Genomic DNA, 12,223 nt, shown 5'->3' with positions numbered 1-12,223 from the left:
AATATTTCTAGATTTTATTGGTAGCATATAATTTAAAAGTAAATTAATTTTTTTTAAAGTAAATTTCTTTCAAATAAATTTATACTTAGTTAGAGCAATAAGGGTGGAAATATTTCTACCCTTATTTTTTTAAAGAGTAAGTCTTTGTAAGTCTTCTATGCTTCCATTAAATACATTGATGTCAACAAAATTTTGTGTAAATCCTTTGACAATCCCCTTTTCCGTAAATTGCCAAAAAATCCATTTTTGGTGCAAAGGACTTTCTATAGGGTTATAGTTTGCCGTCCATATAATGTATTCACTTAAATCAAGATCCGAAATATGATAGATAAAATATGAATCATTAGAATAAATAATGGGCTTCACATTATAGTTTTTTTCAACTAAGTTCAACCAATTGATAAGTCCTGATTTCAATAATTCCAACGATTGATTTTTAGGCAGATCTTCTACGTCAAGTACGGGAGGCAAATCACCTTTATCCAAAGTTACGGTTTTAATAAAGTTTTCTGCTTGTAGGGTAGAATTTCTGTTCACATCATAATAATGATATGCGCCTTTGAGTATTTTTTTTTTCGTAAGATTTTTCCAATTTTTTTTGAAAAAAGCATCCTGAGTAAAAGCACCTCGGGTTGCTCTAACAAAAACAAAGGAGACAGGAATATCTTTATGAATGTCTTGAACGCTATCCCAAAGAATTTTACCTTGATGTTGACTTATATCCAACCCGAAAGCATAATTTTTATATTTTTTAAAAACAGCCTGAATCTTTTCGGCTTCAGATATTTTAATGCTCTTTTGGAAATTTGCATTTCCGAATTCACCAATAGCTAATTTTTCTTTTATAATGTAATAATACATAATGAGTGAAGTTCTAAAAAAGAAAAGCACAGATAAAAAAATAATAAAACCCGTTAGCCAATAATAGAGCTTATAAGGAATTTCCTTTTTACTGTTTTTCTTGTTTATCCTTCCTTTCATGAAAATATAAAAAAATAGTAGTTGGTTAATTATGAATAATTTAGTTCATTTGAAATAAGATTATTCAAATTTAAAAAAACTATAAATATCAATGAAGACTTAGTTGTTATTTAAGCCAAAGAATAATGTAATGCTACATGAATTTAAAAAATGTTTAAATAAATTGTGCTTTCCCGGATAATTTTTTAAGTAAATAAACTCTTAAAAATTCATATTTTTAAACCCTATAGATTTATGATACTATTTTTTAAACAATATGTATACTATTAGCGGAATGATAAAGGCATTATTTTTCGAGGTAGAAGAAAGTAATTAGTTTATTCTTTTAAATCGAGAAAATTCTTTACTAACGTTTTAGCTTTATTTTGAGCTTTTTCCAAATTATCATTAATAATAACAGCGTCAAAATCTTTGGCAAAAGAAAGCTCTTCATCCGCTTTTTGAATTCTGGTTAATAACGATTCTAAATTTTCAGTATTTCTATTTTTCAATCGTTCTTCAAGATCTTTTAAAGAAGGAGGTGCTATAAAAATTGCCAATGCTCTATCTTTAAATTGTTTTTTAAGATTAAGTCCACCCCTTACATCAATATCGAAAATAACATGCTTCCCTTGGTTCCATAATCTTTCTATCTCTGAATGAAGAGTTCCGTAATATCGTCCTTTATAAACCTCTTCATATTCAATAAATTCATTATTTTTTATTTTTTCCTGAAATTGTTCTTCAGTAAGAAAATAATAATCTTTTCCATCAACTTCATTTTCTCTTTTAGGACGTGTTGTACAGGAAATAGAGAATGAAATTTCAGGAAATATGGATAAAAGATATTGAACAATGGTTGTTTTTCCGGCACCGGAAGGAGCAGAAAAAATAATTAATTTGCCTTCCATAGGCTTTCCCGGAAGCAATTCTTTTAGTTGAAACGTATCATTTCCCGGTTTTTGATAGATTAACCCCATGAATTAATTATAAAACGTTATTAGTTTGTTCTTTTATTTTTTCAAGTTCGTCTTTCATTAGTACGACTAATTTTTGAATTTCAGAATGATTGGCTTTAGAACCAATAGTATTGATCTCTCTTCCCATTTCTTGGGCAATAAAACCTAATTTTTTTCCGGCTTGATCTTCTTCTTCAATTACTTTAAAAAAATATTCACAATGTTGTTTTAAGCGTACTTTTTCTTCATTAATATCTAATTTCTCAATATAATATACAAGTTCTTGGTGAAAACGCTGTTCATCAAATTGGACTTTCAATTCAGATAATTGTTTTTCTAATTTCTGCCTTACGGAATCCACTCTTTCTTGTTCGTATTTTTCAATTTCAGATAATGAAATGAGAATATTTTGAGTGTATTTTTTTAAAACGTTTTCTAAAGACTTTCCTTCTTCAGCTCTAAAATCGTTTACTTTTTCAATAGAAGCGTTTAGACATTCTAAAACCAAAATCCATTCATCATCACTAATTTCGATTTCTTGATTAGTAAATACTTCAGGCATTCTTATAGCCATCTTAAGGAAATCCAAGGGTGTGCCTTCTATTTGTAATTCTTCCAAATTGGAAATATAATTTTTAACAGCATTTACATTGATTCGAGAATTATTTTCTGCACCTAAATTTTCAATAACTATAGAAAAATCTATTTTTCCTCTTACTAATTTATTTCCGATAATTTTTCTTAATTCCAGCTCTTTATTTCTATATCTAGGCGATATCCTTACAAATAAATCAAGAGATTTACTATTAAGGGTTTTAATTTCAATTGAAATTTTTAAATTTTCTGTATTGACTTCTGACTTACCATAGCCAGTCATTGATTGTAACATAGTTAATAAAAATATGGTTATAACTAAGCGTAGTTAATTTAAATGTAGTTTGCAATTAAAAGAACTGCAAAATTAACCTTTTTTTAATTCAATTATAGTTATTTCCGGCCAAATTCCTACTCTTCCCGGAAATCCTATAAAACCAAATCCACGGTTTACATAAAGGTATTTATCCTTTTCTTGATATAAATCCGCCCATTTTGGGTATCTATATTTAATAGGAGACCATTTTATAACGCCGGGAATTTCTATTCCAAACTGCATTCCGTGAGTATGGCCTGATAAGGTAAGATGCATTTTCTTTGAGAAATTTTTTACAATAGCATCAAAATGGGAGGGATCATGTGATAATAAAATATTGAATTCACCATCTTTAATGTTTTGAGAGGCAATTTCTATATCTCCATCTTTAGGAAAATGTCCTGCTCCCCAATTTTTAACTCCTACAATGTTGATGAATTGGTTATCTTTATAAAGTCTTATAGATTCATTTCTTAATAATTTCCAATCAATGGATTTATGATATTCGTTTAATTGATCAATATTTTTTTGTTGAGCAATTTCATTCTTTCCAAAAACATAAACCCCATAATCATGATTACCCAAAATAGAATATTTGCCGTCTTTTGCTTTTATGGTTTTTAACAAAGGAAGCCACGGTTCCATTTCATCCGCCAGATTATTAACAGAATCCCCGGTAAAGACAAACAAATCTGCATTTTGGTCATTTAGAAGTTTTATTCCTCTGGCAACCTTATCATAATCCTTAGTGTTAAAACTTCCCAAATGAATGTCTGAAAGTTGAGCAATTCTATACCCGTCAAAATTTTCGGGTAGATCAGGAAATTTTATGGTAACTTTTCTTACTCTAAAATCAAATTTACCCCAAACAATACCTTCAATAATAGATAAAAAAGGAATACTTGCAAGTCCTAAACCAATAGCACTTATAGCCTTTCTTCTTTCAGGTAAATATGCGTCATTTGCAGATGGTTTTGATGTAACTTTTCTAACTAAAAAAGTCAGCATTCTTATGAGGTCCTCAAAAATGATCGTTATTGCCAAAACAAATTTCGGAACGAAAACAATCATAAAAAAACCTAATAAAAAATGAACTTGCCCTTTGTTATTTCTATCAATAAAAATGGACCAAATAAGAATAATCAATAAAGCACTAATTGAAAAACCTAACCAGTATTTTCTAAAAAGTTTATTAGTTGTCAATACTTTAATAGCTTGATAACAATAATATTCAACAATTAATGATACAATAAATAATATTCCTATTAAAGTGCCCAATGTATTTTTGAATTTTCAGTAATTAAATTTTATGGCATTCTATACAAAATTGCATTGATATTCATCCCTGCACCTACTGAGGCAAATATGACCAAATCATTGGATTTTAAAGTTTGGTTTAAAAAGTTACCTTTAACCATCATGTCATACATCGTGGGTATGGTTGCTACAGAAGAATTACCGAATTTTTGTATAGTCATGGGAGCAATTCCTTCCGGAATATCGGTTACCTTTAATTTATATAATTTAAAAACTCTTTCTAATATAGCATGATCCATTTTTGCATTCGCTTGATGGATAAGAACCTTATTTATATCGGATATGGTGTATCCGGCATCATCGATCACTTTTTTTACGACTTGAGGAACGTAAGTTAGGGCATATTCATATACTTTTCTTCCTTTCATTCGGATGTTAGCTTTCGATCCGACATAATTAGGATTTAAAGAGGAGTCTGTAGCAATATAAGATACTTCTTCTCCATTATCGCTTCTGGTATAATGATGAAGAATACCTACCGGTTTATCGGTTTCTCTGGATTCAAGTATTACACCTGCTGCTCCGTCAGAAAAAATCATACAATTTCTGTCATAAGGATCAACAGTTCTGGATAGAGTTTCAGAACCTATAACTAATATTTTCTTTGCCACTTTAGCTTTTAATAATTGGTCGGCTAAAATCATCCCTTCATTCCATCCCGGACATCCAAAGTTCATATCATAGGGCTTACACAAAATATTTTTGATACCAATCTTTTTCTTGGTTAAAGCGGCTATGGAAGGCATAATTCTTACTTGTCTTTCATTAGCATCAATATCTCCAAAATTGTGAGCTACGATAACATAATCGAGTTCTTCCTTATTTATTCCTGCGTTTTCAATTGCTAATCTACCTACTTCTGCTGCCAAATCAGAATTCATCACATTGTCGTCGTCAACGTAACGTCTTTCAGTTATTTCAGTGATATCTGCAAATTTTTTAATAATTTCTGGAGTCGGTTTCGTTATGGGTTCCCTGTTTTCATCGTAAAAAGTAATTCCTTCAAAATTGCTATTTGGAACGACTTTCTTAGGTAAGTACGATCCAGAGCCAGTTATAATACTTTGCAACATATTAAATTTGTGATATTATTCTTGATAATAATTTGACAAATTTATGTAATAATTACTAAAAAATCTATTATATTGTTACCTTTGTGCATCAAAGTAAGGTTATATGCTGAATAAAAATTCCTTACAAGGATTATTGATAGCGTTATTTATAGGATTAATTTCATTTTTTATATACAAGTTTTATATTGAAAAGAATGATGAATTTTTGTTGGATAATCCCAACAAGGAAGAAATTAAAGTACTTGTAAATGGAAAAAGTTATTTACTCGCGGGAGGACAATCTCTGTCAATTCCTGTTAATTCGGGTAAGAATACAATTTCATGTCAAAATAAACAGGGGAATGTTATTTTAAAAGATACTTTTTTTGTAATAACTAAAAATAAAAGAGGTCTTATTAATCCTTCTTTAGCAACCTATTTCACTTTTAAAAGATATTACGGTCATATAAAAAACAGAGACTCCATATATCGAGCCCATCGAAAAAATATCAATGGAAAAGAGTTTTTAGGTGAAATTGGCGAATACAACCAATTAGTAATACAAGATTTCTATTATAATATTAATCAAAATTTTCCTAAAATAATAAATAAAGTAGATTCCATAGAATCAAGGATTAAATTATTTAGAAAAAACCAATTTTTAGAGTTTTATCGGTCTACATTTGAATAAAACAGTTACTTTTGTAAGTTGAGAACAGCAAATTAATAATATGCCAAATATTGTAAAGCCATATAACGAAACAGAAAGTAAAAAGAAACAGGTTGAACAGATGTTTGATAATATATCTGAAAATTATGACTTCTTAAACAGATTGTTATCTTTTAACATTGATGTTTATTGGCGGAATCAATTAGAAAAAAAAGTGGTGGCATATAACCCCGAAAAAATATTAGATGTTGCTACAGGAACGGCTGATTTGGCAATTGAACATGCTAAAAAAACAAAAGCTTCAATTACCGGTTTAGACTTGTCCCAAAAAATGTTGGATTACGGTCAAGCTAAAATAAATAAAAAAGGGCTGAAAGACAGAATAAAATTAGTTAAAGGAGACGCTGAAAATTTACCTTTTCAAGAAGGAGAATTTGATATTGTAACAGTATCCTTCGGAGTTCGTAATTTCGAAAATTTAGAAAAAGGTATTTCTGAAATGGGAAGAGTACTTAAAAAGGGAGGAAAATTGTTAATCTTAGAATTTTCAAAACCTAGTGGTTTTTTTGCTCCTTTTTTTATGTTCTATTTTAAAAATATATTACCCGGCATAGGAAAAATAATTTCAGGAGATTCACGAGCGTATACATATTTACCCAATTCCGTTGATGCTATGCCCTATGGGGAAAATATGAAAAACTTGATCCTTAAAAATGGATTTAAGGAGGCAAGCTTTAGAAGATTGACATTTGGAGTAGCCACTGTCTATGAGGGAATAAAATAAATAAATAAAAAAATCGTTTTCTCTACTATGAAGAAATTAGTCATAGTTTTATTATTAATAGTAATACATTGTGGAGTTAATGCGCAGTTCCGTTCAAGAGACGTTATGGAAAGGTATACTGATTTTGATGATCAGGAATTTTCCTGGGGGTATTATTTAGCAATGAATTATTTTGATTTAAAAATTCATCCCAACAAAGAAGGTTTAGAACATACCGGCAGATATTTAGTTGATGTGGATTCTAAAGGAGGATTTACTGTAGGCTTAATTGGTAAAATGAAAGTTCATGACTACGTTGATTTGAGGTTAGAACCGGCTATGCACTTCACACAACGCGATTTAATTTTTAACAACGTTCAAAAGATCATCGATGAAGAAATTGCCAATGGTCTGGAAACTACTTACACAGAACAAGATGTCAAACGAAATGTAAAATCTACATATTTAGATTTTCCGTTATTTTTAAATTTTCACGGGGACCGATGGTATAATTCCAGACCTTATGTACAGGCCGGTTTAAGTTGGTTAATAAACTTACAAAGTAATGAGAAAAAAGAAAAGGATAATACCGATCAAATCTTCCGAATGAAAACTAATAACTTTTCTTATCAATTAGAAGCCGGTATAGAGCTTTACTTTAAGCGATTTAAAATGACTCCTTCAGTAAGGGGAATATTCTTTTTCAATAATGAATTAGTTGCAGATAATCCGGGAACTCCTCCATACTGGGCAGGTGCATTAAAGTCGATACATACCAGAGCTGTCGTCTTTTCAATTAAATTCGAATAATCATTTTTAAATCTTTTTATTACTACTTTTGTTATAGTAAATAATTTAAATTTTTAGTTATTTTTGGTCTGCTGATACTTCTTTTCTATAAATTTATCGGCATATGATAAACTAAAAGTTAAAATGGAGTTATTTCAATTTATTAACAACTTGTTGAAATAATTCAGTATAATTAGCTTAAAAACATCATATAAAATTTTAAATTTTACTGCAGGGATTTGTTAATTAAAACAATGTTGATGAAATTTTGTTGGATAAACTATTATATTAGGATATTAACTTTTTTAAAAAAGAATTTCATATATTTGCAAGAGAGTTAGAATAGTAAATTTTTCGTTCTAATATGGAAGAGATTATTCAGGGAATTAATGATTTGGAAAATAGGATTCTCGAATTAAAGAAGGAAAATGAAGAATTGAAAAGAAAAAATGAATATCTAGAAAATTCTCTTTTAAAAAATGAAGATAAATTTATTCAGAAAGAAAAACAATATAAAGAACTTGAAGAGCTTAATAAAAGATTGAAAGTTATTAATGCAATTTCGGGAAGTGGAGAATATAAGAAGTTGATGAAATTGCAGATGAATAGAATGATTAAAGAAATAGATGCATGTATTTCAGAATTGCAGAATTCATAAATAAAAATGTCTCAAAAAGTAAATATACGAGTGGCGGGAAGAAATTACCCCCTAGTAGTACAAAATGAGGAAGAAGAGATATTACGAATTGCTGCAAAAAAAATAGAAAAATACATTAATACTTTTGAAAAAAACTATAACATTTCTGAAAAACAAGATGCTTTAGCTATGGCGGCTTTACAACTAGCTTCAGAATTAGAAAATATTTTAAGGGAAAAATCTCAAGAACAAAATGAAATTTTGCTTAGAATAAAAAAAATAAAAAAATTGTTATAGATAAAGTAACGCATTTCCAAATAGATCATAGAATTTAAAATTAAATGTAGAACAAAGATATAACCTACATTGATTCTAACTCAATTTAGTAAACTCAACACGAATTGACTGACTGAGTGATTGTTTTTTTTAATGGCGGGCTGCCTCTCATCTTCTCAGATGATTTGATAGAAATATCAACAGCAGATTACAGAGAAAAAAACATAGCTTGAATCCTGTTTATTGGAGTTTACTTAAATCAAAGTTTAATAGGATTGATGTAGGTTTTTTTATATAAATTAATTGTATGAATGTAACGATAATATTTGAGTTAATCGCCACCCTTTTTATTGGGGGATTTATAGGATACTTCTTATCGAAAAGTTCTCTAAATAAATATAGAGAAAATAAATTAAAAGAAGCAGAAGACAAAGCTGCTGCGATCTTAAAGGAAGGAGAGCTTAAGGCCGAAAACATTAAGCAGGAAAAAATGCTTCAAGCAAAAGAAAAATTCTTAGAATTAAAATTACAACACGAAGAGCAAATTAATCAAAGAGAAAAGAAAATGCTTGAAGTGGAAAAAAGAATTAAAGATAAAGAAACGAAGTTGAATGACGAATTGCATCAGAATAATATTCAAAAAAAGCAATTAGATCAAGCCATAAATGATAATCAGATTAAAGCGGAAACGCTAACCAAAAAACAAGCTGAATTAAATCAAATGCATGAACAGCAGGTAGAAATATTAGAAAAAATTTCAGGATATTCTGCTGAAGATGCAAAAGCTGAATTGGTGGAAGCGCTAAAGCAGGAAGCAAGATCCAGAGCTCAAGCTCAAATTCAAGCCATTGTTGAAGAAGCGCAGCTAAATGCAAAGGCGGAAGCCAAAAAAATTATTGTACAAACCATTCAGAGGGTAGGTACTGAACAAGCAATTGAAAACTCGGTATCTGTTTTTAATATAGAATCAGATGAAATAAAAGGTAGGATTATAGGAAGAGAAGGGCGTAATATTCGGGCTTTAGAAGCAGTTACAGGGGTTGAAATTATTGTTGATGATACTCCTGAAGCAATATTACTTTCTTGTTTTGATCCGGTTAGGAGAGAAGTAGCCAGATTATCTTTACATAGACTTGTAACCGACGGAAGAATCCATCCGGCAAGAATTGAAGAAATTGTAGCTAAAACCCAGCAACAGATAGAAGAAGAAATTATAGAGATCGGTAAAAAGACCATTATCGATTTAGGAATTCATGGATTACATCCTGAATTAGTAAAAATGGTCGGTAGGATGAAATATCGTTCTTCCTACGGACAAAACCTTTTACAGCACTCAAGAGAGGTTGCTAATATAGCAGGAATTTTAGCTTCCGAACTAGGGCTTAATCCAAAAATCGCAAAACGTGCCGGATTATTGCACGATATTGGAAAAGTTCCTGAAGAAGAATCCGAGTATCCTCATGCAATATTAGGGATGCAATGGGCGGAAAAATATGGAGAAAATCAAACCGTTGTTAATGCCATCGGTGCCCACCATGATGAAATTGAAATGAAGAGTTTGATTGCGCCTATTATTCAAGTAGCGGATGCAATTAGCGGTGCAAGACCGGGAGCAAGGAGACAAGTAGTAGAATCATATATTCAAAGACTTAGAGACCTAGAAAATGTAGCATTAAGTTTTGATGGCGTTAATACAGCTTATGCAATTCAAGCCGGTAGAGAATTACGCGTAATGGTTCAAAGTGAAAAAATAGACGATCAGAAAGCATCACAATTGTCTTTTGAAATAAGTGAAAAAATTCAAAATGAATTAACATATCCGGGACAGGTTAAAGTAACTGTTATTCGAGAAACGAGAGCTGTTAATATAGCCAGGTAGACTGTTTACTTAATAGATAAAAATAAAAAACTTTAAAATTAATTTTAAAGTTTTTTTTATTTTAGATTATAACAATATTCAAATTTATACTTCAATCCGATTATACATCTCCTTCTTCGGGAAGATCTTCATCAACAGTAATATCAATACCCTCAATTTTTGTTTTTTGAAGGGCATTTGATTTTAATTTCACATATTCTCTTCTAGTTTTATAAATTTTTATGGCATCAAAAATTGCCTGTTCAAATGATTTTGCATCCGCAATTCCTTGTCCGGCTATCGAATAAGCTGTTCCATGATTGGGTTCAGTATGAACAACAGATAATCCACCGGTAAAATTTACGCCGTATTCATAAGCTAGAGTTTTAAAAGGAATAAGCCCTTGATCGTGATACATTGCTAATATTCCATCAAAAGAAGTATAAATACTAGGCGAGAAAAAACTATCAGCAGAGTATGGACCAAAGGAGAGAATGCCTCGATCAAAAGATTCTTTAACCGCCGGCTCAATACAATTAATTTCTTCTCTTCCCAATAGACCATTTTCTCCAGCATGTGGATTTAATCCTAAAACCGCAATTTTAGGTTTTTCAATACAGAAGTCTTGAATTAAAGTGGTATGTAAAGCTTTAATTTGCTTTTTAATTAACTCTTTACTTAATAGTTCAGAGACTTTGGATATTGGAGTATTAAACGTAGCAAATGCAATCCTTAAATCGTTGTTTTCTAAAAGTAAATGGGCTTTCTCCTTAAGAGTATTTTCAAGATATTCCGTATGATTTAAAAAATTTAATCCTTGGGTTTGCATGCTTTCCCAATTTAGAGGAGCAGTAACCAAAACATCCACGGAACCTTGTTTTAAAGCGTCAACAGCAGCTAATAAAGAAGTTTTAGCTATTTTGGCACCTTCTTCGGTTGAATTGCCAAAACTAATAGAAACATTTTCTTTCCATAAATTCACAACGTTTATTTTTCCTTGAATAGCTTCTTCAGCTTTAAATATACCTTGAAAATAGATAGAATTTAATCCGAAAATATTTTTTTGATAGGATAATAATTTAGTAGATGCAAAAATAACCGGTGTAAAGAAATCCAAGATTTCTTTATTTTGAAGGGTTTTCAATATTACTTCAATTCCTATACCGTTAGGGTCTCCTATACTAATTCCTATTTTTAGCTTATTATTTTTAACGCTCATATATGAACTGTGAAATTTATTATAACAAAAGTAGAAAAAAATATATACTTAATTTATAATAATTTAATAAAATAGAAATATTGCTATATTAAATAAAGCTTTTTAATTTATAAATCAACAATAATTATAAATTAAAAACAAAATATTAGAGAGTTTAAATATTGCCAATAGACTATTTAAAAAAAATTATAAAATGGTACTTTTGAATAAAAATTGAATATGTTTACAGGTATTGTAGAAGAAATGGGAAAGATAGTTAATATGGAAAAAATAGATGAAAATCTCTCCATATCAATATCTGCTTCATTTATTGATGAATTAAAAATAGATCAAAGTATAGCTCATAATGGAACATGTCTAACAGTTGTAGATATAAATCCGGAATTTTATACGGTAACAGCTATTGCTGAAACATTAAAAAAAACTCATTTTTCAACTCTTACCATTGGTGATCATATTAATCTGGAAAGATGTGTTAAAGTATCAGATAGATTAGACGGACATATTGTACAGGGACATGTAGATCAAGTAGGGGAATTGAAATCGATAGAAAATCAAGAAGGAAGTTTTTTATTAACTTTTACCTATGCAGGTAAACAAATCACCGTGGAAAAAGGTTCAATCACTGTGAATGGAGTGAGTTTAACGGTGGTAGATAGTAAGGATAATGAGTTTTCAGTTGCAATTATTCCGTATACATGGGATCATACAAATTTTAAATATCTGAAAATTGGAGATAAAGTAAATTTAGAATTTGATATTATTGGTAAGTATATACAGAAATTGTATGGTTTATATAAGTAAAAAAAAAAA

At 29.8% G+C, this 12,223-nt stretch carries 13 protein-coding genes; 7 read left to right on the top strand and 6 right to left on the bottom strand.

Features of this window, described 5'->3' with window-relative positions; all coding sequences use genetic code 11:
• Positions 1 to 129: 129 nt before the first annotated feature.
• The 5 genes from GFU93_RS07895 to GFU93_RS07875 all read right to left on the bottom strand — a co-directional run bounded on the left by GFU93_RS07895 (position 130) and on the right by GFU93_RS07875 (position 5,219).
• Positions 130 to 981 (bottom strand): glycoside hydrolase family 25 protein, encoded by an 852-nt coding sequence (locus tag GFU93_RS07895; protein ID WP_160568567.1) that lies wholly within the window; start codon positions 979 to 981, stop codon positions 130 to 132.
• Between the two features lie 317 nt (positions 982 to 1,298).
• Entirely contained in the window at positions 1,299 to 1,940 is a 642-nt protein-coding gene (gene gmk, locus GFU93_RS07890; RefSeq protein WP_370456884.1) for a guanylate kinase, read from the bottom strand.
• A 7-nt stretch (positions 1,941 to 1,947) separates the two neighbouring features.
• A complete protein-coding gene (locus GFU93_RS07885) occupies positions 1,948 to 2,808 on the bottom strand; it encodes a YicC family protein (RefSeq protein ID WP_160542500.1) in 861 nt (286 codons plus the stop codon).
• Positions 2,809 to 2,880: 72 nt separating this feature from the next.
• The gene (locus GFU93_RS07880) at positions 2,881 to 4,107 is read right to left on the bottom strand and encodes a metallophosphoesterase (protein ID WP_160568565.1); all 1,227 of its coding nucleotides are present in this window, start codon (positions 4,105 to 4,107) and stop codon (positions 2,881 to 2,883) included.
• Positions 4,108 to 4,136: 29 nt separating this feature from the next.
• Positions 4,137 to 5,219, bottom strand: coding sequence for a 3-oxoacyl-ACP synthase III family protein (locus GFU93_RS07875; RefSeq protein ID WP_105296326.1), 1,083 nt, complete (start codon positions 5,217 to 5,219; stop codon positions 4,137 to 4,139).
• 103 nt (positions 5,220 to 5,322) lie between these two features.
• Here GFU93_RS07875 and GFU93_RS07870 point away from each other — a divergent pair, with 103 nt between their 5' ends.
• The 6 genes from GFU93_RS07870 (at position 5,323) to rny (ending at position 10,212) form a co-directional block, all read left to right on the top strand.
• Positions 5,323 to 5,889, top strand: coding sequence for a hypothetical protein (locus GFU93_RS07870; RefSeq protein ID WP_160568563.1), 567 nt, complete (start codon positions 5,323 to 5,325; stop codon positions 5,887 to 5,889).
• 40 nt (positions 5,890 to 5,929) lie between these two features.
• On the top strand, positions 5,930 to 6,652 hold the full coding sequence (ubiE, locus tag GFU93_RS07865; protein ID WP_160568561.1) for a bifunctional demethylmenaquinone methyltransferase/2-methoxy-6-polyprenyl-1,4-benzoquinol methylase UbiE: 723 nt from the start codon (positions 5,930 to 5,932) through the stop codon (positions 6,650 to 6,652).
• A 27-nt stretch (positions 6,653 to 6,679) separates the two neighbouring features.
• Positions 6,680 to 7,441 carry a porin family protein gene (locus tag GFU93_RS07860; RefSeq protein WP_160542495.1) on the top strand — a complete coding sequence of 254 codons (762 nt, stop codon included), beginning with the start codon at positions 6,680 to 6,682 and terminating at the stop codon, positions 7,439 to 7,441.
• Positions 7,442 to 7,784: 343 nt separating this feature from the next.
• A complete protein-coding gene (locus GFU93_RS07855) occupies positions 7,785 to 8,078 on the top strand; it encodes a hypothetical protein (RefSeq protein WP_160568559.1) in 294 nt (97 codons plus the stop codon).
• A 6-nt stretch (positions 8,079 to 8,084) separates the two neighbouring features.
• Positions 8,085 to 8,354 (top strand): cell division protein ZapA, encoded by a 270-nt coding sequence (locus GFU93_RS07850; protein ID WP_160568557.1) that lies wholly within the window; start codon positions 8,085 to 8,087, stop codon positions 8,352 to 8,354.
• A gap of 286 nt (positions 8,355 to 8,640) precedes the next feature.
• The gene (gene rny / locus GFU93_RS07845; protein ID WP_105296320.1) at positions 8,641 to 10,212 is read left to right on the top strand and encodes a ribonuclease Y; all 1,572 of its coding nucleotides are present in this window, start codon (positions 8,641 to 8,643) and stop codon (positions 10,210 to 10,212) included.
• Positions 10,213 to 10,312: 100 nt separating this feature from the next.
• Here rny and pdxA read toward each other — a convergent pair whose 3' ends face one another.
• On the bottom strand, positions 10,313 to 11,410 hold the full coding sequence (pdxA, locus tag GFU93_RS07840; RefSeq protein WP_160568555.1) for a 4-hydroxythreonine-4-phosphate dehydrogenase PdxA: 1,098 nt from the start codon (positions 11,408 to 11,410) through the stop codon (positions 10,313 to 10,315).
• Between the two features lie 219 nt (positions 11,411 to 11,629).
• On the opposite strand from pdxA, the gene GFU93_RS07835 reads away from it, so the two are divergent.
• Positions 11,630 to 12,214 carry a riboflavin synthase gene (locus tag GFU93_RS07835; RefSeq protein ID WP_160568553.1) on the top strand — a complete coding sequence of 195 codons (585 nt, stop codon included), beginning with the start codon at positions 11,630 to 11,632 and terminating at the stop codon, positions 12,212 to 12,214.
• Positions 12,215 to 12,223: the final 9 nt, after the last annotated feature.

It is taken from the genome of Apibacter sp. B3546 (assembly GCF_009827885.1).
Classification (GTDB): Bacteria; Bacteroidota; Bacteroidia; order Flavobacteriales; family Weeksellaceae; genus Apibacter.
The sequence above is the reverse complement of the archived record's forward strand: the minus strand, read 5'-3'. Positions and strand labels throughout refer to the sequence as shown.